At 74.0% G+C, this 22,359-nt stretch carries 17 protein-coding genes; 6 read left to right on the top strand and 11 right to left on the bottom strand.

Features of this window, described 5'->3' with window-relative positions; translation table 11 throughout:
- Positions 1 to 34: 34 nt before the first annotated feature.
- Together OG247_RS39500 and OG247_RS39495 are read right to left on the bottom strand one after the other, a co-directional pair.
- Entirely contained in the window at positions 35 to 1,141 is a 1,107-nt protein-coding gene (locus OG247_RS39500) for a hypothetical protein (RefSeq protein ID WP_327256781.1), read from the bottom strand.
- A gap of 372 nt (positions 1,142 to 1,513) precedes the next feature.
- Positions 1,514 to 2,290: an NAD(P)H-dependent oxidoreductase gene (locus OG247_RS39495; RefSeq protein ID WP_327256780.1), complete on the bottom strand. Its 777-nt coding sequence runs from the start codon at positions 2,288 to 2,290 to the stop codon at positions 1,514 to 1,516.
- A 137-nt stretch (positions 2,291 to 2,427) separates the two neighbouring features.
- Between OG247_RS39495 and OG247_RS39490 the strand changes: the two genes are divergently transcribed.
- Positions 2,428 to 3,276 carry a helix-turn-helix transcriptional regulator gene (locus OG247_RS39490; RefSeq protein WP_327256779.1) on the top strand — a complete coding sequence of 283 codons (849 nt, stop codon included), beginning with the start codon at positions 2,428 to 2,430 and terminating at the stop codon, positions 3,274 to 3,276.
- Between the two features lie 72 nt (positions 3,277 to 3,348).
- Here OG247_RS39490 and OG247_RS39485 read toward each other — a convergent pair whose 3' ends face one another.
- On the bottom strand, positions 3,349 to 4,059 hold the full coding sequence (locus tag OG247_RS39485; RefSeq protein ID WP_327256778.1) for a FadR/GntR family transcriptional regulator: 711 nt from the start codon (positions 4,057 to 4,059) through the stop codon (positions 3,349 to 3,351).
- A 152-nt stretch (positions 4,060 to 4,211) separates the two neighbouring features.
- Here OG247_RS39485 and OG247_RS39480 point away from each other — a divergent pair, with 152 nt between their 5' ends.
- Positions 4,212 to 4,727, top strand: coding sequence for a gluconokinase (locus OG247_RS39480; RefSeq protein ID WP_327256777.1), 516 nt, complete (start codon positions 4,212 to 4,214; stop codon positions 4,725 to 4,727).
- 122 nt (positions 4,728 to 4,849) lie between these two features.
- Positions 4,850 to 6,247 carry a GntT/GntP/DsdX family permease gene (locus OG247_RS39475; protein ID WP_327256776.1) on the top strand — a complete coding sequence of 466 codons (1,398 nt, stop codon included), beginning with the start codon at positions 4,850 to 4,852 and terminating at the stop codon, positions 6,245 to 6,247.
- 87 nt (positions 6,248 to 6,334) lie between these two features.
- On the opposite strand, the gene OG247_RS39470 is transcribed toward OG247_RS39475, so the two are convergent.
- The 6 genes from OG247_RS39470 to OG247_RS39445 form a co-directional block, all read right to left on the bottom strand.
- Positions 6,335 to 6,619, bottom strand: a complete 285-nt coding sequence (locus tag OG247_RS39470) for a hypothetical protein (protein ID WP_327256775.1) — start codon at positions 6,617 to 6,619, stop codon at positions 6,335 to 6,337.
- On the bottom strand, positions 6,616 to 7,773 hold the full coding sequence (locus OG247_RS39465; protein ID WP_327256774.1) for a hypothetical protein: 1,158 nt from the start codon (positions 7,771 to 7,773) through the stop codon (positions 6,616 to 6,618). The genes OG247_RS39470 and OG247_RS39465 overlap by 4 nt, the downstream gene beginning before the upstream one ends.
- 147 nt (positions 7,774 to 7,920) lie before the next feature.
- Positions 7,921 to 9,705: a cytochrome P450 gene (locus tag OG247_RS39460; protein WP_327256773.1), complete on the bottom strand. Its 1,785-nt coding sequence runs from the start codon at positions 9,703 to 9,705 to the stop codon at positions 7,921 to 7,923.
- Positions 9,706 to 9,823: 118 nt separating this feature from the next.
- Positions 9,824 to 10,609, bottom strand: coding sequence for a hypothetical protein (locus OG247_RS39455; RefSeq protein WP_327256772.1), 786 nt, complete (start codon positions 10,607 to 10,609; stop codon positions 9,824 to 9,826).
- A gap of 164 nt (positions 10,610 to 10,773) precedes the next feature.
- Positions 10,774 to 11,673 carry a DUF4436 family protein gene (locus tag OG247_RS39450; RefSeq protein ID WP_327256771.1) on the bottom strand — a complete coding sequence of 300 codons (900 nt, stop codon included), beginning with the start codon at positions 11,671 to 11,673 and terminating at the stop codon, positions 10,774 to 10,776.
- Positions 11,670 to 12,833 carry an agmatine deiminase family protein gene (locus OG247_RS39445; protein ID WP_327256770.1) on the bottom strand — a complete coding sequence of 388 codons (1,164 nt, stop codon included), beginning with the start codon at positions 12,831 to 12,833 and terminating at the stop codon, positions 11,670 to 11,672. Before OG247_RS39445 ends, OG247_RS39450 begins: the two co-directional genes overlap by 4 nt.
- A gap of 264 nt (positions 12,834 to 13,097) precedes the next feature.
- Here OG247_RS39445 and OG247_RS39440 point away from each other — a divergent pair, with 264 nt between their 5' ends.
- A complete protein-coding gene (locus OG247_RS39440; protein ID WP_327256769.1) occupies positions 13,098 to 14,303 on the top strand; it encodes a serine/threonine-protein kinase in 1,206 nt (401 codons plus the stop codon).
- Positions 14,300 to 14,866 carry a hypothetical protein gene (locus OG247_RS39435; protein WP_327256768.1) on the top strand — a complete coding sequence of 189 codons (567 nt, stop codon included), beginning with the start codon at positions 14,300 to 14,302 and terminating at the stop codon, positions 14,864 to 14,866. Before OG247_RS39440 ends, OG247_RS39435 begins: the two co-directional genes overlap by 4 nt.
- A 93-nt stretch (positions 14,867 to 14,959) precedes the next feature.
- On the opposite strand, the gene OG247_RS39430 is transcribed toward OG247_RS39435, so the two are convergent.
- The gene (locus tag OG247_RS39430; RefSeq protein WP_327256767.1) at positions 14,960 to 18,541 is read right to left on the bottom strand and encodes a S8 family serine peptidase; all 3,582 of its coding nucleotides are present in this window, start codon (positions 18,539 to 18,541) and stop codon (positions 14,960 to 14,962) included.
- A gap of 161 nt (positions 18,542 to 18,702) precedes the next feature.
- Here OG247_RS39430 and OG247_RS39425 point away from each other — a divergent pair, with 161 nt between their 5' ends.
- Entirely contained in the window at positions 18,703 to 20,190 is a 1,488-nt protein-coding gene (locus OG247_RS39425; protein WP_327256766.1) for an MFS transporter, read from the top strand.
- Positions 20,191 to 20,201: 11 nt separating this feature from the next.
- On the opposite strand, the gene OG247_RS39420 is transcribed toward OG247_RS39425, so the two are convergent.
- Entirely contained in the window at positions 20,202 to 22,268 is a 2,067-nt protein-coding gene (locus OG247_RS39420) for a glycosyl hydrolase family 28-related protein (protein ID WP_327256765.1), read from the bottom strand.
- Positions 22,269 to 22,359: the final 91 nt, after the last annotated feature.

Below are 22,359 nucleotides of genomic sequence, written 5' to 3'. Positions count from 1 at the left end.
AGTGTGGCGCACGGGGCGGGTGCCGCACGTGCGGTCACTCCCGGGCGGGCTCCCGGGTCAGGGTGCCGGCGACGGCGGGCGTCACCGCTCCGGGCTGCGGATGAACGGGCGCCCAGGGTGCGTCGCAGGTGACGGCGCGCCCGTTGGTCCCGCAGTGGGTGTGGTGGAGCGTGCCCGTCTTGGTGATGGCCTTGACCTTCACGTCGTTGCCGTTGATGGCCAGGGCGACGGTGCAGACGTCGGCGGGGTAGCCGGTGACCGGGGCCACGGTGAGGTCGGTCCAGTCGAAGTCGCCCCACTGGCCCGCCATATCGCGGGTGCGGCGGCCGAGGTAGGTCTTGCCGTCCTTGAGGACGAGTGCGAACTCCTCGGAGTTGTCGGGCATCTGGTTGTCCACCGAGGCGCAGGGGCCCATCGGGCCGGGAACTCCCCGCGGCCCCACCGGACCCAGCGGACCGAGCGCCCCGGTGGCACCCGTCGGCCCCGGGGCGCCCTGCCGGCCGGGCGGACCCGCGAAACCCTGCGGACCCGCGGTGCCGGGAAGGCCGGGCAGCCCCTGCGAACCCGCCGGCCCGGCCGGACCCGCGGGTCCCTGCTGGCCCTGCGGCCCGGCCGACCCGACGTCTCCGGTCCGCCCGAGGTCCCCCTTGGGCCCCGGATCCCCCTTGCGCCCGACGGCCCCCCGGTCCCCCTTGCGCCCGGCGATCCCCTGCTCGCCCCTGGCCCCGGGCGGCCCGGCATCCCCCTTGGCGCCGGCGTTCCCCTTCTCGCCCGCCTCACCCCGGGGACCCTGCGGGCCCGCGTCACCCTTGGGCCCGGAACCGCCCTTCTCGCCCTTGTCCCCCTTTTCGCCCTTCACGCCCTTCACGCCCTTCACGCCGGGCGGTCCGGCGGGCCCCTTCGGCCCCTTGGGGCCCTGGGCCCCGGCGGGACCCGGGCACTGGTGACCGTTCTCCGGGACCGCCTCGGCGCGCGGCCGCGCACAGTTGGCCGCGGGCCCGCCGCTGCCCGGCTCCGCCGCGCGGACGGCCCGTAGCGACTGCGGAGCGGTCGGCGCGCCGGACCCCGGGGGCGCGTACGCCGGGTGCAGGGCGGACCGTTCACGGGAGTCGGCCCCACCGGCGGATTCCCCCGCCGCCACACCGACGTCTCCGCCCGCACGCCCCCCGAAGTCCGGCACCCCCCGCCCAGAGCCAACCGCCGCGCCCGCCCGGACTCGGGCACCACGCCCCTGCCGGACTCAAACACCGTGCCCTTCCCGGCCTCGTACACCGCGCCCCTCCCGGACTCGGGCACCACTCCCCTGCCGGACTCAAGCACCGTGCCCTTCCCGGACTCCGGCACCACGCCACCGCCCGTAGCCGGCGCACCGGCCCGGACGGCCGACACCGCTCCACCGCCGGAGGCCACCGCACCGGCCCCGACGGCAAGACCAACGTGTCCAACCAGGCCGACTTGTCCGACCAGCCAGGTCAGCCCGGCCGCCCTGGCCAGTCCACCCCGCGGCCGGCGGTCACCGCACGTGCAGCCCGAACCCCGTCCGGCCCGTGGGCTCCAGACCCTCCTTCAGGTGCAGCGAGGGGATCTCGTAGTCGCCGAAGTTCTGCCGCCGGAAGGCGATGGGCTCGGTCGACTCCAGAGTGAGCAGGCGCTCCACCCACGCCTTGGCCACGTCCGCGTGGTCCTCGCCGCTCATCCGGTCGGCGCCGTACAGCACGAACGGCGGAAGCGGCTCGATGCCGGGGTAGTAGAGGATCCCGTGGTGGATCGGGAACAGCAGGTCGTCGATGGGGCCGTTGATCCCGCGGGCGGCGTAGTGCGACTCCGGGCCCCCGGTGGTCACCGACAGCAGGGCCCTGCGGCCCGCGAGGGTCCCTTCGCCGAAGCGCTCCCCGTACTTCGTGTCGCTGTGCTCGCCGACGCCGTAGGCGAAGCGGTAGGTGAACACCCGGTCCACCCAGCCCTTGAGGATCGCGGGCATCGTGTACCACCACAGCGGGAACTGGAAGATGACCGTGTCGGCCCACAGCAGCTTCTCCTGCTCGGCGAGCACGTCCGGGGTGAGCGCCCCGGCCTCGAAGGCCCGGCCCGAGTCCAGGGCGACCTTCAGCGGACTCGACGCGTGGGGGCCGTAGTCCGCGGCATCGACGACCGCCTTCCAGTTCATGGCGTACAGATCGCTCACCCGCACCTCGTGCCCGGCGCCCTCCAGCGTGGAGACCGCCAGGTCCTTCAGCGAGCTGTTGAGCGACTTCGGCTCGGGGTGGGCGTAGACGATCAGCGTCTTCACGGGAACTCCTCGGGATCGGATGCCTTGATCCTGGGCCCCGCGGCGCCCGGTGTTCAGGGGCGCGGCTTCCGTCGGACCGGACTTCCTGGTACCGGCAGGGCCACCCTCGCCGGCGTCGCCGCGGCCATACTGGGCCCATGGACGATCTTGCGGGCTTCCTGCGGACCCGGCGTGCACGGGTCGACCCGGCGGCCGTCGGCATACCCACCGACAGCCGCCGCCGGGTCGAAGGCCTGCGCCGCGAAGAGGTCGCGCACCTGTCCGGTGTCAGCGTCGACTACTACGTGCGCCTGGAGCAGGGCCGCGCGACCCAGCCCTCCGAGCAGGTCCTCGACGCGCTTGCCCGCGTCCTGCGCCTCGACGAGACCGAGCGGGAGCACCTCTACCGCCTCGCCCGGCAGCGCCACCGCCGCACGAAGGCACCGGGCGGGCGGATCCGCCCGGAGGTGCTGCGCGTCCTCGACCTCGTCGCCGGAGCACCCGCGATGATCATGAACCACCGGCTGGACGTGCTCGCCGGGAACCGCCTCGCCGGGCTCCTCTTCGGCCGGCCGATGCCGGGCCTGAACATCGCCCGGCACCTCTTCCTCGAGGAGGCCGAGCGCGGCCTCTACGCGGACTGGGAGCACTGCACCCTCGACGTGGTCGGGCACCTGCGCCTGGCCACCGGCCAGTACCCCGAGGACCCCAAGCTGGCCTCGCTCATCGGCGAACTGGCGATGGGCAGCGAGCGGTTCCGCCGCCTGTGGGCCCGCGCGGACGTGCGCGCCCGCACCCACGGCCGCAGGGCGTACCGCCATCCGCTGATCGGGCTGCTGGAACTGCACCAGGAGAACTTCGCGCTGCCGGGCGAGTCGGGCATGGAGCTGCTGATCCTGTCCGCGGCCCCCGGCAGCCCCGCCGAGGACGGACTCCGGCTGCTCGCGGGCCTGAGCGCGGACAGCGCCGAAGCACGCCCCCCGGCGACCGTCCGGCTACCCGACTGACCGGCCGGCCGGTCCGCCCGCCAGGCAGGCCCTCTCTGCAACAAGGTCCGAAGGAGCGGGCCGGCGATGGGCCTACGGCGCGAGCACGTCCAGTTCCTCCAGCGCGCCCACCGCGATCTGCCGCGTCAGCGCCTCGGCGCCGGCCGCGTCGCCCTCCCGTACGGCCTCGGCCACCCGCACGTGCAGGGTGACGGCGGCCGGGTCGGGGTCGTGGAACATCACCGCGTGCTGGGTGCGCCCGGTCAGGACCTCGGCGACGACATCGCCGAGCCGCGCGAACATCTCGTTGCCGGAGGCGTTGAGCACGATCCGGTGGAAGGCGATGTCGTGGTGGAGGTACCCGTCGAGCTGGTGGCCGCGCGAGGTGCGGACCATGCCGAGGGCCGCCTCGGTGAGCTCGGCGCACTGCTCCGGGGTGGCCCGCAGCGCCGCGAGTCCGGCCGCGACCGGTTCGATGGCCGAGCGCAGCACGGTGAGGGAGCGCAACTGGCGCGGGCGGTCCGCGCCGGCGAGGCGCCAGCGGATGACGCGCGGGTCGTAGACGTTCCACTCCTCGGTGGGGCGGACGGTGACGCCGACCCGGCGGCGGGACTCGACCAGTTGCATCGACTCCAGCACGCGGACCACTTCGCGGACCACGGTCCGGGAGGCGTCGAAGCGTTCGGCGATCTCGTCGGTGCGCAGCACGCTGCCGGGCAGGTACTCCCCCGCCGTGATCGCCAGGCCGATCGTGTCCAGCACGCGGGAGTGGAGCCCCTGGCCGCCCGGCCCGTCAGTGGTCATGGCGTAAGCGTACGGTGACCCCCGGATGGACAAAAGATGTGATGTTTTACCGAGGACCCCTTGAATAAGTACTACGTAATGGGCTTCAGTGGTGCCCAGGTCCTCCGGGCCGATGTCGACGAGGACAAGGACCAACGAAAAAGAGGTGCGCGATGACGCGCGTCATTGTGGTGATGGGCGTGGCCGGGACGGGAAAGACGACCGTGGGCCGGCTGCTCGCCGACGCGCTCGCCCTCCCCTACGCGGAGGGCGACGCCTTCCACCCGGCGGCCAACGTCGCCAAAATGTCCGCCGGCATCCCCCTGGACGACGCGGACCGCCGGCCCTGGCTGGACTTGATCGGCGAGTGGATGCGCAACCGGGCCGGGATCGGCGGCGGGGTCGTCTCCGCCTCCTCCCTCAAGCGGGCCTACCGCGACCGGCTGCGGGCCGTCGCACCGGACACCGTCTTCGTCCACCTCACCGGCGAGCGGCCGCTGATCGAGGAGCGCATGGCCGCGCGCAAGGGGCATTTCATGCCCACCACGCTGCTGGATTCGCAGTTCGCCACGCTGGAGCCGCTCCAGCCGGACGAACTCGGCGTTCTCGTCGACGTGTCCGGAGGCCCGGAGGAGATCGCCGCACGGGCGCTGTCCGCCCTGCGCCGCCTCCCGGCGCCGGCCGCGTAACCGCCCGGATCAGGCCCGGAGCCCGCCCCGCCCCCACCCCGCCCCACCCCGCCCACTGCCGCAGCCCCCTGCCCGCAGCCCCTCTGCCCTGCCCCGGAACAAGAACGAAGGAACCCGTCACCGTGACCAGTCTCAGCGTCGAGACTCTCGCAGCGGCCGCCACCGAGCCGATCACCTCGGCCGGAAACACCCAGCTGGGTGTGGCCGTCCTCGCGGGCATAGCCGTCATCGTCCTGCTCATCACCCGCCTCAAGCTGCACGCCTTCCTGGCACTGACGCTCGGCTCGCTCGCCCTCGGGGTGTTCGCCGGCGCCCCCCTGGCCAAGACCATCTCCAGCTTCACGGCCGGGCTCGGCTCGACCGTCGCGGGGGTCGGCGTCCTCATCGCGCTCGGCGCCATCCTCGGGAAGCTGCTCGCCGACTCGGGCGGCGCGGACGAGATCGTGGACACCATCCTGGCGCGCGCCAAGGGCCGGGCCATGCCGTGGGCGATGGTGCTGATCGCCTCGGTGATCGGCCTCCCGCTCTTCTTCGAAGTCGGCATCGTGCTGCTGATCCCGGTGGTCCTGCTCGTGGCCAAGCGGGGCAACTACTCGCTCATGCGGATCGGCATCCCCGCGCTGGCCGGCCTGTCCGTGATGCACGGACTGATCCCGCCGCACCCCGGTCCGCTGGTCGCCATCGACGCGCTCGACGCCAACCTGGGGCTCACCCTCGCGCTCGGCGTGCTCGTCGCCGTCCCGACCGTCGTCATCGCGGGCCCGGTGTTCTCCCGGTACGCGGCACGGTGGGTGGACATCCCCGCGCCCGAGCGGATGATCCCGCAGCGGCCCTCGGCGGAGCCGGAACACCGCCCGCGCTTCGGGGCCACGGTCTTCACCGTGCTGCTCCCGGTGGTCCTGATGCTGATGAAGGCCCTGGTCGACATCGTGGTCAACGACCCGGCCAACGCGGTCCAGCGGGTCACGGACGTGGCGGGCTCACCCCTGATCGCGCTGCTCGCGGCGGTGCTCGTGGGCATGTTCACCCTCGGCCGGGCGGCCGGCTTCACCAAGGCGCGGCTGTCCGAGACGGTGGAGAAGTCGCTGGCCCCGATCGCGGGCATCCTGCTGATCGTGGGTGCGGGCGGCGGCTTCAAGACGACGCTGATCGACGTGGGCGTCGGCCAGATGATCATGGACCTGTCCGAGAACTGGGCGATACCGACCCTGCTGCTGGCCTGGCTCATCGCCGTGGCCATCCGCCTGGCGACGGGCTCGGCGACGGTCGCCACCATCTCCGCCGCCGGACTGGTGGCCCCGCTGGCGGCGGGCATGTCGTCCACGGAGACCGCTCTGCTGGTCCTCGCCATCGGAGCGGGGTCGCTGTTCTTCAGCCACGTCAACGATGCCGGGTTCTGGCTCGTGAAGGAGTACTTCGGCATGACGGTCGGCCAGACCCTCAAGACCTGGTCGGTGATGGAGACCATCATCTCGGTGGTCGGCCTGGGCTTCGTCCTGCTGCTGTCACTGGCCCTCTGACCGCCCGCGGCCCGCTCCCCCGCCGCCTTCCGATCGGCCGCCGCATGCCGGTCGGCCGCCGCCTTCCGGTCGGCCGCCGCCTTCCGGTCAGCCGGTCCGCCGGTGCCTGCCCCGCGTCCCTTCCCGGGACCCGGGGCAGGTCAGTTGGGCCGCCGCCAGCTCGAAGCCGCCCGCCGCGGTGGCGCAGCGGTCGGCCAGGGAGGCCACCTCGGCGCGGAAGGCATCGCCCCCCGGGCCCTGCCAGCGCAGGTCTCCGGCGGCGATGCGGAGCCGTTCGGCGTGCGAACGCAGGGCGGCCGAGTGGGCGCGCAGCCCCTCGGCCGGGGCCGCGAGGGTCTCGGCCCGGGGCGCGGGCCCGGCGGCGTCCGTCACTGGGTCCGCCCCGGGACGTAGACGTCGGGATGTCCCGGCAGCCGCACGAGGTGGCTTCCGGTGACGCGGCCCCCGAAGCACGCGAGGGCCGCCGCCGGACCCGGCTCGGGGCCGGAACCCACCCAGGTGACCCGGTAGACCGTGGTGAACTCCCGGCTCGCGGCCAGCCGTCCGGCCGTCCGGGCGCCCGGACCGTGGCCGAGGAGGGCGAGTTCGGTCCCGGAAGGCACCAGGCGGCGTACGGTCGCGGCCACTTCGCGGACGTGCGCGGCCGGGTCCTCGTACGGGGCTTCGGCGCGGCCGGACTGCGTCGGTGGTCCCGCGAGGTGGAGCACGCACCGCTCCACCCCGTCCGGGCCGGCGACCTGCTGGAGCAGGACCGCGCCCGCGGCGGCGCCGATCCGGTCGGCATTGCCCCGGTACCCGGCCGGGGTGCCGCTGGTGTCCAGCTCGGCGAGGAGGCGGGTCCCCGGTTCGGAGCAGGCGGGTCCCCGGTCGAAGAAGGCCCGCAGGGCGGCGCCGATCCCGAGGAGCGGCTCGGCGGCCACGGCCCTGCCGGTGGCGACCTGCCAGCCGGCGTGGTCGTTGAACGGGTTGTCGTCCGTCAGCGCGTTCCAGGCCAGGATGTCGGCGAAGGAGGGGTTCAGCGGGGCGAAGGCGGGACCCTCGCCGCGTCGGCGCACGAGTGCGCGGAACGCCCGGACGGCGTCCGCCTGCCGGCCCTCATCCACCGCGAGGAACACCTCGGCCGCGGCAGGGTCCGCCGACCTCGCCGGGTTACGGGTGCTCTCGGCCCGGATCCGGCCCCTGAGGCCGCACACCGCGAGGCTGACGGCGAGGCTCTCCCGGCCGGTGAAGACCCCGGCGAGCCACCCGGCCCGCGCCACGCCCCGGCCCCGGGCGGCCCAGCCGAGTCCGTGCGGGTCGGTGAGGGCGCGCAGCAGCGTACGCCAGGCCGCGCGGCGGCGGCTGCCGAGGCCCAGTGCGGTGACCGGCAGCCGGGAGCCGAGGGCCAGCCGGGAGGCGTAGCGGGAGGCTTCGCCGACGGCGTCGGCCGCCTCGGCCAGTTCCCGGCACAGGGCGCCCAGTTGATCGGCATCCGGGTCGGTGGGCGCGGAGGTCGCGGAGGTCCCGGGGGTCGCGGCGTCGGACATGGATTCCTCGTCGGGTCGGATGAGCATCGGGCAGGACGGGGCGGGACGAACAGAATCGGTCGGCAGGCAGTCAGTCAGTCAGTCGGGGCTGGCGGGCGGGCCGGATGACGTGGCGCCGCCGGTGCGCGGTCGAGACCGGTGCCGGGGTCAGCGGCGGGTCAGGCGCAGGCGGATGCCCTGCGGGTCCAGGGCCGCGGGGAGCGGGCCCAGGGGGTCGAGCACGGGCCGGACGGGCCGGACCCGGTGTCCGCGCAGCACCTCCGCGCAGAGCGCCGCGGTGACCAGCAGCCCCAGTTGTTCGCCGGGGCAGCGGCCGTCGGCATGGCTGAACGGGGCCATCCGGACGTCTTGGTCCGCTTCGCGGGAAGCCCACCGGCCCGGTACGAAGACGTGCGCGGCCGGCACGTGTTCGGGGTCGCGCTGGTGGAACAGCACGGGCAGCACCACACAGGTCCCGGCGGGATGCCGCACGCCCCGCCATTCGGTTTCGGCGCGGGTGATCCTTATCAGGTCGGGGACGGCCGGATACAGCCGCAGCGATTCCCGGACGCAGGCACGCAGCCGGGGCAGCGCGCCCTGGGCGTCGGCGCCCTGCACCCATCCGGCGGCGCGTGCCTCGGCGGCGACGGCGTCCTGTTCGGCCGGGTGCGCGCCGAGGAGCAGCAGGGTGCGCAGCAGCACGCCGGGGACGAGGTCGAAGGCGGCCAGCCACTGGCGGACCTGCCCGACCGGGTCCGCCTGCACCTGGTCCGCCCCGTGGCGGTCCGGCCGGGCGAGGGCGTCCGCATGGCGGCGGGCCCGCCCGATGAGGGTGTGCGGCTCGGCGAGGTCGGCGTACGCGGCGATCCGCGCTCCGGCCCTGTCGTGGGAACGCCCGAGGCTGCGGCCGAGTTCCGTGTCCTCGGCGGCCGCGTCGCCGAGGACGATGCGCCGGGCCGCGCGGGCCACGGAGTGCCGGACGCGGGCGAGTTCGAGGGAACGCCCCGCCGTCAGGCGCCGGGCCTCATCGGTGAGGACCGAGAGGAACGCCCCGCAGGAGGGGTGCACGGTCAGCCCCGCGGCGAGCACGGAGTCGTCGACCGCCCGCCGCCCGGCGCGGATCCCGGCGTGGGCGCAATTGCCGTCCGCCTCTCCGGCGGGCTGGACGAGGGAGCCGACGGGTTCGGCGTAGAACTGCCGGATGTCCTGCGGATCGAGGATGAGCAGGACGGTGCCGGTCAGCCCCCGGACGAGCACGGGCGCCCCGCCGTGCCGCTCGCGCAGGGCCCGCAGGGTGGCGGCGGACCAGCGCGGCCGGCCGGGCCCCGCGTGCCCGGGCACCGCACGGGGCCGGACACCCACGAAGCCCCGTACAAGGGCCGGCAGCGCATGCGCGCCGGCGAACCGGGCGCTCTCGCCGCGCCCCGCCCGGGCCGTCATACGGGGGCCTCCGCGGCCGGGGCCGGTGGCGTGCGCGCACCGCGGGCGGTCTCGTGGGCCGTACGCATCCGTGTACCTCCGCGCAGCCTGGACTCGACGGTCGGTGATCTCGCGCTCACCGTACGTCGACCGCCCCCGGTCCGCGCCCCGAGGACCACGAGGGGGGTACGGGGGCCACGGGCGGACCAGGCCGATGGCGGCGGACGGCGCGAGGCCTCCGTCGACGAGGCACTGGGCGACGACCAGGCCGGAACGGTTGTACCCGCAATGGCAGCGCACCAGGATCCGCCGTCCGGAGTCGAGAGCCGTGCGGGCGGCTCCGGCGAGGCCGAGGGCGGTACGCAGCTGCGCGCCCGTGAGCGGGGCATCGGGCAGCTCGCCGACCAGGTGTTCCACACGCGGGTCGGGGCCGTGGCCCGGGCGGGTGAAGAGGCTGATGACGAGGTCGACCTCGGCTCCGACGACGACCGGCCGCAGCTCTCCGGCCGGGTCGGTCCAGTAGTGGCCGCCCATTCACAGGCCGGGGGTGATCTCGTCCCGGGGACGCTGCGGACCGGGCACGTCGCGGTCCTTCTGCCGGGTCTTCGTCCTCGGACTCCGAAGATACGGCCACGGTGCGGTGCAACCGGGTTCAGGTGAAGGCCGCCTCGCGGAAGGCCGTCCGGAGCGGGGCCGACGGGATGGTGGGGAGGAGGGCGGCCCAGCGCTGTCCGCGCGGGGAGATCCACAGCACCGGGCCTTCGCCGTGGGACCAGGATCCGTGCGCGGCGGGGTGCCAGAGGAGGCCGCGGGCGGGGAGCAGTTCGCCGGTGCGGATGCGGAGCGACTGCGCCGTCCAGGCCGGGCTGACGGGGCCGCCCGCCGGGGCGAGGAGGTGGCTCAGGAACCGGCCGAGGTCGGCGGCGGGCGCACACAGGGTCCCGTCGGCGGTGAAGCCGGTCCGGGTCATGCCGAGCGGCCCCCAGATCCGGTCGGCGGCGAACCCGGCGAGGGGCCTGCCGCACAGCCGCTCGGCGAGCCCGAAGAGGGCGGGCGACACCCCGGAACCGTGGGTGAGCAGATGGTGCGCGGTGGTTCCGGCGGGGAGGCCGTCGCCCGCCCCGTAGGCGGTGAGCGGGGTGTGCAGGGCCAGCTCCCCCGCGTCCACGAGCACCCCGATCACGGGCCAGACGGCCAGCACGCCCACCAGCCCGCCGACATCGGGGGCGGTGGCCGGGTCCACGGCCTCCACCACCGCGTCCGGACCGTCCGCGCCACCGACGGCCCAGCCGGCCCCCGGGTCCGCGTCCCGCACGAGCGCCGCGATCCGGGCGACGCCCCCGACCGGGGCGTGCTGCGTGACCGGCTCGCGCTGCCCGCGCCGCCCGGCAGGCCCGGTCTCGTCGGCCTGTCCGGCCCGGTCGCTCTGGAGCGTCATGGTCAGCCACGGTACGGCGCCCTCCGTAGCCGCCCCGCGCGTCACGCGGTCGGGCCGCGGCGGGCCACCCGAATGCCCCCGCACCCCGTCCGGTACCGCCGGCGGGGGTGCGGGGGTGGCACGGGGCCGCGGCCCGCACGGGCCGTCGGCGCCCGTACCGCGCCTCAGTCCCCGACCGCCCCCACGGCCCCGTCCGCCGCAGGCTCCGCGCGGGACTCGGCCCTGATCCCCATGACGACGACGGTGATCAGGCAGAACGCGATGAGGATCTCCGCCCAGAGGAAGGCGAGGTAGTCGAGGAGGCAGCCGATCGGCGGTGTGCCCGGGGCGGTGTTGCGGAAGGCCGCCAGGGCGAACAGGGTGGCGGCCATCCAGCCGAGGGCGGGCCAGATGAGCCCCTTGCGGCGGGTGACGAGGAACCACCCGCCGATCAGGACCGACACGGCGAGCGCCCACATCGCGATCATCATGAACACCGCGAACACGAGCACGCTGTTGGAACGGGCCAGCCCGATGTCGAGGACGGCCGCGCCGTCGTTCGCCGTCGAGGCCTCCACCGTGGACGAGAAGAGCACGTCGTTGTTGGAGAACAGGACCCGCACCGGAACCTTCTCCTGGCCCAGTACCGCCGCGAACTCCACGTCCGCCCCGTAGCCGTCGAACGGGTAGTCCGTGATGGAGCCGCCCGTCAGGGCCACCGGCACGTCCAGGCTGGAGATCCGCTGGTGGGCCTTGAAGGTCAGGTCGCCGCGGGTGGCCGTCGAGGTCTGGAGGGTGAGGTCGTCGGCGGGTGCGATCCCGCCGGCCTCGGCAAGCGCTCCTCTGGGCGTGACCAGGACCCGCAGCACCAGCTCGCGCCCGGCGGCGTCGACGCGCTGGATGGTCGCCTCGATGTCCACCCGGTCGGCGTCGGCCCGGCCCGCGGTGTGGACGGTGTCCTGGGCCTGGCGTTCGCCGAACTGCAGCCAGGCCCCCACGCCGACCGCCGCCACGATCGCGAGCAGGAGCAGCCCCGGCAGCAGGGGGATGCGCCGCCCGGACGGGCGGCGCCGCACTGCGCTCACGCGGCGGGCTTGCCGGGCTGGTCGTGGGTCGAGCAGTGGATGCCGCCGCCGCCCGAGGCGATCGTGTCGATCGCGACGGGGACGATGTCCCGCTTGGGGAAGTGCTCCTGCAGGATGCCGCGGGCCCGGTCGTCGGCCTGGCGGTCCCCGAACTTCGGCATGAAGACGGAGTCGTTGGCGATGTAGAAGTTGGCGTAGGTCGACACGAAGTCGTCGCCCTCGCCCGTGATCTTGTCCAGGTCGGGCTGCGGCAGGTCGATGATCTCGAACTTCCGGCCGCGGGCGTCCGTCGCCTTCGAGAGGACCGACTTCGCCTGGTCGGCGGAGCGGGACCAGGAATCCTTCGGGGTGTTCGGGTGGGCGCGGTCCAGCAGGACGACACCGGGCGCGGCGAACCGGACGAGACTGTCCACGTGGGCGTCGGTGATGTCCTCGCCGCGTACGCCGGCCAGCCAGACCACCGTCTCGACGCCCAGGGTCTGCTTGAGCTCGGCCTCGATGGTGTCCCGGCTCTTGCCGCGGTTGCGGTTGTCGTTGACGATCGAGCTCTCGGTGATCAGCAGGGTGCCCTCGCCGTCGGCCTCGAAGGAGCCGCCCTCGGCCACCAGCGGAGCCTTGACCCGCGGGATCCCGTACTTCTGCAGCAGAAGGCGCCCGACCTGGCCGTCATTCTTGTGCTCCTGCTTGTTGCCCCAGCCGTTGAAGTTGAAGTCGACACCGATGACCTTGCCCTCCTCCTCGACGAAGACGGGGACGGTGTCGCGGGCCCACAGGTCGTCCACGGCCAGCGGGATCACCTCGACCTCGGAGCCGCAGGCCCGCTGCGCGGCGGCCGCCTGCTCGGGCCGGGCCATCATGACGACCTCCTCGTACCCGCCGACGGCCCGGGCGATCCGCGCGATGTCCTCGCGGACGTAGCGCAGGTCTTCCATCCAGACCGCGTCCAGGGCGGGCCAGGCCATGAAGGTGCGGGTGTGGCTCTCCCATTCGGCGCCGAGCCGTCGCTCGGAGCCGGCGGGGGACGGCTGGGTGGAGCCCTCGGGGGCGTTGGAGCGCGGGGCGCTCTGCGAGGGACCACAGGCGGCGGCCCCGAAGGCGAGGGCACCGAGCCCGGCGAAGGTACGGAGGGCGGTCCGGCGCGTGGGGGGCAGGTGGGACACGGGAGAGCTCCGATCGAGGGCTGGCGGGACGGCTTCGTCCGGCCAGGACGGGCGCGGGAGGCACGGCACGGGCCGACCGCCCCGGGCCCCTTGGTCAAGGGTGCGCCCTCCGTCCGCGAAGGGCCGTGACGCGGGGCGGGTGGTGCGGCCACGTGGCGCCCACTCTGACACTGACTGAAAATTCAGTCAATGCATGGCACGATGCGCGCAGGCCCCTGCCGCATCGCAGGGCATCTCGCCCCGCATCGTCGAAAGAGCCACCGCATGTCCGAGCAGCACTCCGGCGCACAGCCGGCCCGTACGGCACTGTCCGCAGAGGATCCCCGGGAGATCGGCGGCTACCGCCTGCACGCCCGGCTCGGCTCCGGCGGCATGGGCGTGGTCTACCTGGCCCACACCCCCGGCGGCCGCCCCATCGCGCTCAAGGCCGTCCGCAGGGAACTCGCCTCCGATCCCGAGTTCCGCCGGCGGTTCGCCCAGGAGGTGGCCAGCACCCGCCGGATCCACGGCCTGTTCACCGCCCAGGTGATCGACTCCGGGGTCGAGGACCCCACGCCGTGGCTCGCCACCGCGTACGTGTCCGGCCCCTCGCTGCACGAGGTCGTACGGCGCCACGGGCCACTGCCGACCCGTACGGTCCTGCTGCTCCTCGCGGGCATAGCCGAGGCGCTCCAGGCGATCCACGGGGCGGGCGTCGTCCACCGCGACCTGAAGCCCGCCAACGTGCTGCTCGCGCAGGACGGTCCCCGGGTGATCGACTTCGGCATCGCCCGCGCGGCGGACGCCGCCGCGCTCACCGGTACGGGGCTGCGGATCGGCACGGCGGCCTTCATGGCGCCCGAGCAGGCGCTCGGCCATGCGGCGACGCCGGCGACGGACGTCTTCGCGCTCGGGACGCTGGCCGCGTACGTCGCGTGCGGGATCGCGCCCTTCGGGAACGGGCCGGAGTCCAGCGCCCTCTACCGGGTCGTCCACGAGCATCCCGACCTCAGCCGGGTGCCGCACGAGCTCTACGGCCTCGTCTCGTGGTGCCTCGCCAAGCAGCCCGAGGACCGTCCGCAGCCGGCCGAAGTCATCGCCTCCGTGCGGGCGCACCCCCTGGTGTGCGGGCGGCCGGAGTTCACCGACGGCTGGTTGCCCCGGCCCGTCCGGGAGAGCTCGGCGGCGGGGGCGACACCGCCTGGCCCGCCCCTGCGCCGTTCCAGGCCACCAGGACCGCCACCGCGCCATCGGGCCCGGCGGGCGCCGCCCCGGCCGCCCCCGGAGCGGGCTTCGCCGGAGCGGGCTACGCCGGACCGGGCTTCCCGGGGCCGGCCTTCCCCGGGCCGGACACGGGTTCCGGAGGTTCCGGAGCCTGGCCCGACGGACCTGCACCGGCACCCGTCCCGGCAACGCCGTCCCTCCCCGGGCAGGGCCGCGGCACGCCGGGCCGCGGGCGGCGGCTTCCGCTGCTCCCGACCCTCGTCGTGACCGGCACCCTGCTGGCCGCCGCCGGAGCCGTGTACTACCTGGACGTCCCCACGAGCGGGGCCCCGAGCACAGGCGGCAGCCCCGTCACCGGCCCCACGGCATCCGCATCCGCATCCATGTCCGCCTCCGCCTCCGCCTCGGCCTCCGCCACAGCTGGGGCCACGCCCGGTCCCCTCCCGCCCGACCCGGCCGCCGCGTACCTGCCCGGCTACACGAAGGCCAGGCTCACCGCCCCCGACTCCGCCTATGAGTTCGACCTGAAGGAGGGGAAGGTGGTGCCCGCGGAGACGGCCGAGTGGTACCTGGCCCGCGACGGCCGGGCCCTGGCCCCCTCCGAGGAGTCGGACTCCTTCGTGTCCGACTCCGGGGAGCTGACCGTGGCCGCCTGCCTCCACGGCATCGAGACCCGCCCGGCCGCCGCGCTGCCCTTCGCCGCACTCGCGAAGGCCCGGCCGTTCTGCGTGCGCAGCCCGGACCGGAGCGACATCGCGATCGTGAGACTGGTCGAGGCCCCGGCCGACGATTCCGCCACGATCCTGGTGGACCAGTACCGCCGGAGCTGACGGCCCGGCCCGCGGGGGTTCCGGATCACCTCCGGCGTGACGGCGAAGGGCGGGGCCCCCGGAGGTGCCCCGCCCGTTGTGCTGTCGCCCCGGTCAGCTCTTGTCAGGGCGGTCCGTCACGCGCAGGGAGTTCAGCAGGGGTTTGCCGAAGCCGGCGTGGGTGACGAAGCGGACGTTCAGGACTCCGTCCGTGACCGTGACCGTGTAGCTGCGGGTCAGGGCTGTGTACGTGCCCGCCTCCAGGGAGATGTCCAGGGAGGGGAGCACCTGCGTGCCCTCCGCCAGGACGTCGAAGACGCGCCTGTTCGGCTTGGTGGAGGAGAGCTCCGCGAAGCCCAGTTCCACGGTGTAGGTGCCGTTGGGGACGTTGTCGAAGCGGTATTCGTACATGCCCTCGCGGGCGTTGCGGAAGAGCTTCTGGTCGTCCGTGCCCGTGATCGTGCGGCTGGTGGACTGGGTCGAACCGTTGCCCTGGTACCCGTAGGAGCCCGCCGTGTACTTGCGGTCCGGGGACCAGCCGTCGCCCAGCGCGTCCGTGCTCGCGCCCGTGGCGCCGGCGTCCAGGGCGACCTGGTAGCGCGGGACGACGAGCTTGACCGGGACGGTGAGCACCGGGGTCCGGCCGCTGGCCGAGGTGATCTTCAGGTCGGCCGTGAGGACGGTGCCCGGTGTCAGGCCCGTGGTGTCCACGGACAGGGTGAGCGGGGCCTTCCCGCCCGTGGGGAGGTCACCCGAGCCCGGGGTCACCGTGAGCCAGGCCGCCTCCTCGGCCGCGGAGAAGGCCGTGCCCAGACCCGGGTTGGTGAGGTCGAGGGTCCGGGTCCGCTTCTGGCCGGGCGGCAGGACGATCTCCACGGCCGGTTTCGCCGGGGTCACCTTGCCGGTGCGCAGGGAGCGGGTGGCCGCTGTGACATCGGCCGGCTTGACGTCGACGGTGGCCGTCACCGGCTCGTACTGGGCGGCGGTCAGGGTGAGTTCGCGGGCGCCGGACGGGCTCTGGACCACGTACCCGCCGTCGGCCGCGGTGGTGGCGGAGACGGCGGTGGTGCCCGTGCCGACGGTCACCGTGGCTCCGGCGACCCCGTTGCCGTCGTTCGCGTCGAGCACCCGGCCCGCCACCACACCGCTCTTGGTGGTGCGGAAGGAGACGGACAGGCCGTCGCTGATGACGGGCGTGTTGAAGGAGTACCGGTAGGCGTCGGTGCCGGTGGCGTTCTCCACGCCGACGGTGGCGGTGGAACCGCCCTTGATGCCGGTGCCGCCGGTCCCCTTGTAGGTGTACCGGACGCTGCCGTCCTCACCGATCGCCGCCGAGAAGGAGAACTTGTCGGACTGCGCCGACCAGTGCGAGACCTCTCGCCACTCGATCACGTAGCTCCGGTGCGGCGCCGTGCCGGTGACCGCCGTGAAGACCCCGGACCCGCTGCCGGCGGCCCCGACGACCAGGTCGTCCCAGAACGGGTACAGCGCCGCGTTGGGCGTGGCCGCGCTCGGGATGTCCCCGTTGATGTCGCCGGTGTTGTTTCCGCCGAAGCTGACGGTGCCGTTCGTGCCGATCCAGGCCTGCCCGTACGTCTTGCCGTACAGCGGCAGCGGGAAGGGCAGGTCGACGCGCTCGGTGGTGTTGTCGCCGGTCAGTGCGAGCTGCCGGTCGCCCGGCTGGTACGGGCCGGTGCCCGAGGTGGCGCAGGCGTAGCCGTAGGTGTCGGTGCGTTCGGGGAGGGTCACCGCGACGGTGGTGTCCCCGGCGAGGGTGACCTTGGCCGTGCCGCCGCTGAGGCAGCGCGAGGAGTGGGTGGCGTTCACGTCGTACGTGCCGTGCGGCAGGGTGACCTCGAAGCGGCCCTGCGCGTCGGTGGTCGCGGTCACCGGGGTGTCCGCGACGGTCACCGCGGCGCCGGCCACGGGGCCCGCGGCCGAGGAGACGGTGCCCGTGAGCTTCCCGGAGTCCGCCTGGACGAGGTCGATGTCGCCCGTCGCGGTGGCGTTCTCGGTCACCGATACGGTCGCGCCCTGCTGCCCGTAGCCGAACTTCGAGGCGGTCAGCGCGTAGTCGCCCACGGACAGGGCGGTGAAGCGGTACGTGCCGTCGGCCTCGGTGGTCGTCGTACGGTCGATCGGGCCGTCGGCGACGACCTTCACGCCGGCGACGGGCTGCCCGCCGGAGCGCACGGTGCCGCCGAGGGCGCCGATCGCGCCGCGCGGGGCGGCGAGGACGGCGGCGAGGACGTCGAGCTTGCCTTCGCCGAAGACGTTGTTGTCGGCGGCGGTGCCGCCGCACTGGCTGCTGTCGGTGTCCAGCGCGGTGCCGTCCAGCAGGGCAGTGGTCTGCGCGATGTCGCCTTCGAGGGCGGGCGCGGCCGACCAGAGCAGGGCCACGGCCGCGGCCGTGTGCGGCGAGGCCATGGAGGTGCCGGAGAAGGACGCGTAGCCGCCGGGGACGGAGGAGCGCACGTTCACGCCGGGGGCGGCGATGTTCGGCTTGACGATGCCGCCGGGGCCCGCGCCGCGCGAGGAGAACGAGGCGATCGCGCCGTTGATGTCGAAGGCTCCGGAGCTGTAGGAGCTCTGGTAGTCGCCGGGCGAGCCGCTGGTGGTGCAGCCGGGGCCGGAGTTGCCGTTGGAGAAGGCCGGGAAGATGCCGGCCGCGCGCCAGGTGTCGACGATCTGCTGGTACCAGGTGTCGCCGCCCGTGCCGCCCCAGGAGTTGTTGACGATGTGCGGGGCCAGGTCGGGCCGCGGGTTCTGGCCGTTGAGGTCGGTCGGCGCGACGATCCACTGGCCGGCGGCGAGGAGGGAGGCCTCGGAGCAGGAGGTGGTCTCACAGCCCTTGGCCGCGATCCACTTCGCGCCCGGGGCGACACCGGTCTTGTTGGCGCCGCCGTCGTCGCCGACCATGGTGCCCATCGTGTGGGTGCCGTGGTCGTTGTTGTCGCAGGGGGCCGCGGTGGGGCAGACCCCGGCCGGGTCGAACCAGTTGTAGTTGTGGTCGTAGGTGCCGTCGGCGCTCTTGCCGCGGTACTGGTTGGCCACGGCCGGGTGGGTGTGGTCGACGCCGCTGTCGATGTTGGCGACGACGATGCCCTCGCCGCGCACGCCGAGCTGCTCCCAGACCTGCGGTGCCTTGATCCGGTCGATGTTCCACTCGACGGCGTCGGCCGCGGCCTTCTCCCGCTTGCCTTCCGCCGGCTTCGGCAGGTCGACCTTGTCGTCGGCGTCGATCCGGGAGACCTCGGGGCGCTGGGCCAGGGCCCCGGCGAGCTTCTCGGTGCCGACGACGCGGACGGCGTTGACGATCCAGTACGAGGTGTACTCGGCCTTCGCACCGTCCAGAGCCTTGATCACCTCGGCCTGGCTGCGCGCGGCATGGTCCTTCTTCAGACGCAGAACCGTTTCCGCCTTCGCCGTGCGGGTCTGCTGCCCGCCTGCGGAGGTGAGGTCGGCGGCGCTGTCGAGGTAGACCCAGAAGACGGCCTTCGCGGAGCCGTCGAGCTGGGCGCGGAGACTGGCTTCGATCTTGCGCTCGGCCGTGCCCGGGGTGGGTCCGGGGTCGGGCGCGGCGGCGGCCACGCCCGCGCCCAGGGGCAGCAGCAGGGCCGCGGTGAGGGCTGCGAGCCCTGCGCGCAGGGCTCGTAATGGTGAGCGGGAGGCTCGTCGGGTGTCGCTTCGTGCCACGTGTGGTCTCCTCGTACGCCGTGTGCAGGTCGTGCGGAAAGGGTGTGCGTGACGTGCGCGGGCCATGGTGCGGGTGATGTCATGCTCCGTACAAGAGTGCCTAATCAGCCGACCGCGGCCGCCGGGTGGCTGTTCCCGGCCGGGAGGGCCAGCCTGGGGGGATGACCGATCCCGCATCCCCGCCGCCCTCCCCCGGGGTCCGGCTCGGTACCGCGCAGGGCCGGTGGATCGTGCTGACCACCGTGCTCGGCTCCGCCATGGCGCTGCTCGACTCGACCGTGGTCAATGTGGCCCTGCCCAGCATCGGGCGGGATCTCGGCGCCGATCTGGCGGTGCTCCAGTGGACGGTCAACGCCTACCTGCTGACCCTCGCGGGCCTGATCCTGGTCGGCGGGGCGCTCGGGGACCGGTTCGGGCGGCGCCGGATCTTCGTGCTCGGGGTGGTGTGGTTCGCGGTCGCCTCGCTGCTGTGCGGGATCGCGCCGAACGCCGGGATCCTCATCGCCGCACGCGCCCTGCAGGGCATCGGCGGGGCACTGCTGACGCCCGGTTCCCTCGCGCTGATCCAGGGCTCGATCCATCCCGGCGACCGGGCCCGCGCGGTGGGGCTGTGGTCGGGGTTCGGCGGGGTGGGGGCCGCCGTGGGGCCGTTCCTGGGCGGCTGGCTGGTGGACGGGCCGGGCTGGCGCTGGGTGTTCCTGCTCAACGTGCCGGTGGCCGCGCTCTGCGTCCCGATCGCGCTGCGGCACGTACCGGAATCGCGGGATCCGGCGGCGCACGGGCGGTTCGACGTGGCCGGGGCGGTCCTCGGCGCGGCCTCGCTCGCCCTGCTGACCTACGCGCTCATCGAGGCCCGTTCCGGCGCCGCGCTCGTGGTGGTTTCGGCCGTCGGCGGCGTGCTGCTGGCCGGAGTGTTCGTGGCGGTCGAGCGGCGGCGGGCCGATCCGATGGTGCCGCCGGACATCTTCTCCTCCCGCCAGTTCACCGCCGTCAACCTGGTCACCCTGTGCGTGTACGCGGCCTTCGGCGGCTTCTTCTTCCTGGTGGTGCTCCAGCTCCAGGTGGTGTCCGGCTACTCCGCCCTCGGCGCCGGGGCCGCGCTGCTGCCCACCACGGCGCTGATGCTGCTGCTGTCGGCCCGGTCGGCGCAGCTCGGGGAGCGGATCGGCCCGCGCATCCCGCTGACCGTCGGGCCGCTGCTGTGCGCGGCGGGGATGCTGCTGATGCTGCGGGTGGGCCCGCAGGCCTCGTACGTACGGGACGTGCTGCCGGCGCTGCTGGTGATGGGCAGCGGCATGGCGGCCCTGGTGGCTCCGCTGACGGCGACCGTCCTGTCCTCGGTGGATCCCGGCCGGGCGGGCCTGGCCAGCGGCATCAACAACGCGGCCGCGCGCGCCGCCGGACTCCTCGCGGTGGCCGCGCTGCCGCTGCTGGCCGGGATGGGGCCGGACGCGTACCTCTCGGCCGGGGCCTTCGACGCGTCCTTCGGGCGGGCGATGCTGTGGTGCGCGGGGGTGCTGGTGGCCGGAGCCGCCGTGGCCTGGGCCACCGTACGCTCCCCCGCGCCCGGGGCCTGTCACCCGCAGTGCCGTACCAACTGCGCGGTGACCGCTCCGCCGCTCGAACCCCCGGGCGCGGCGGAGCGGTGATCACTGGGCACTTACCAAGGGCTCGGCGCCGGCGGGGCGACGACCGGCGGGCGGTCGTCACAGGTGATGGTGTTGGGCAGTTCCCAGCCGGCGAACCACGGGCCGGTCGTGCCGCCGCCGTCGTTGCCGCCGCGGTCGGCGAGGGTGAACTCCGAGCCGGTGGCGGGGAAGTTGAAGGAGCCGCAGTTGTTGACGCCGACGGCCCCGACGCCCCGTGCGTCGACGTTCTCGAAGCTCGCCGAGCCGGCGACCCGGGCGCTGACCACCGAGGTGCCGGTGCCGTCGACGCGGATGTCCTTGAAGTGGACGTTCTCGATGCGGACCTTGTCCTTCACCGGCCAGTCGCTGACCAGCATGATCGCGTTGTAGGTGCTGTCCAGGAAGGTGTTGCGGGTGACCTGGATGTCGGCCCGGTCGATGCTGCGGTCCAGGGCGTAGAACCAGATCGCGCCGAGCCCGATGTTCCAGTTCAGTTCGTAGGTGCCGGCGCGGACGGTGGTGTTGCCGTCGACGTGCAGGCTGCCGGTGAAGGGTTCCGCTCCGAAGCGGGAGCCGACGTGCAGGGCGCTGCCCTCGCGGACCGGGTCGGCCACGAGGTTGGCGGAGACGGTGGTGTCGGCGCCGCCGTAGATCGCGATGCCGTTGGCCAGGGTGGGGCTCTGCACGGTGTTGTGGTCGAAGGTGTTGCGGGCGTTCGTGGTCTTCTCGGCCCACATCGCGAGGCCGTCGTCGCCCGTGTTGCGGACGAAGTTGTCCTGGACGAGGGAGTCGGTGACTCCGGTGTGGAAGTTCAGGCCGTCGGCGATCTGGTCGGTGATGACGTTGCGGGTGACCTTCACGTTGCTCATCGGGCCGTCGAACCAGAGGCCGACCTTGGTGTGGTGGATGTAGAGGGAGTCGATGGTGGAGTCGCTCATCGCGCCGCCGACCCCGTTGACCTGGTCGGGGTCCACGCGTTCGCGGACATCGCCCTCGATGGCGAAGCGGGAGAGGTGGACGCCTCGACTGCCGCCGTCCGCGGCCTCCTTGCCGTAGAAGCCGACGCCCTTGCCCTTGACGGTGGTGTACCAGCTCCCGGCGCCGGTGATGGTGACCCCGTCCACGATGATGTGGCGGTTGACCTGGTAGGTGCCGGGCGGCAGGTACACCGGGAGCCGGTGGCGCTTGGCGAAGGCGATGGCCCGGTCGATGGCGTCGGCCGAGTCCCGGCGGCCCGTCGGGTCGGCGCCGAAGAGGAGGGCGTTGGCGGCGGCCGCCTCCACGTGCGGGGCGCCGACGCGCTGCGAGTCGAGCAGGTCGATGACCGTCCATGCGGCGGGGCTCCCGGCCGGGACCGTGAGCCGGATCGTGTCGCCCGCCCGGTGGGTACGGCCCAGGAGCAGGCGCTGCTCGTCGTACATGTGGGTGGGGCGGAACGGCTTGGCGATGACCGGTGCCGGGGTGGTGGCCGCCGGGACGCAGCCGCACTCGGTGATCCACCAGTCGGGGTGCAGGAGGTCAGCCTGCGGATCGTTGCTGAAGGGGTACTGGTTGTAGAGCCAGGAGTACTGAGAGGTCAGCGTCATGGAGCGGCGGTGCTTGCCGTTCACGGTGACGTCGAGCGGGGCGGTGATGCCGCCGCCGGCCGGGGCGTCGGGGAGGCTGTAGCGGACGGTGACCGCGTCGGCCGCCGCGGGCAGGGTGAACTCCACGTACTGGCCCGGGACCAGCCGTACCGCCTTGCGGCCGGAGGCTTCGGCGGGCAGCGAGTAGGCGGTGCGGTCGGGGCCGATGAGCGTGCCGGTGGTGACGGCGTTCTCCGCCTCCTGCTCGGCGAAGTCCACCCGGGCGCCGCGGCCCTCGGCCAGTGCGGGGTCGAGGGCGGCCCGGGTGACGGCCGTGGCCGGCGCGGGGTCCGCGGCGGCGGTGCGGGCCACGGCCGGACCCGCGCCCAGGGCGCCGAGGCCGAGGGCGGACGCGGTGAACGCCGCCAGGACGGCGGCGGCCCGTGCGGGTACGGCTCTTCTGCTCGCGGCGCCGGTTGCGGCTCGGCCGGCTGGGGGGCTCGCGGCGGGGCTTGCGGCTCTTCTTGGGGGCATGGCCGGGACAGTAGGACCCCGCGCGCAAACACGGCAAGAGTCATGCAGGATTCTTCTGCTTCTTGTCGAATTCTTCCAGAGATCCGTGGTG

Origin of the sequence: Streptomyces sp. NBC_01244, from assembly GCF_035987325.1 — a bacterium.
Taxonomy (GTDB): Bacteria; Actinomycetota; Actinomycetes; order Streptomycetales; family Streptomycetaceae; genus Streptomyces.
The sequence above is the reverse complement of the archived record's forward strand: the minus strand, read 5'-3'. Positions and strand labels throughout refer to the sequence as shown.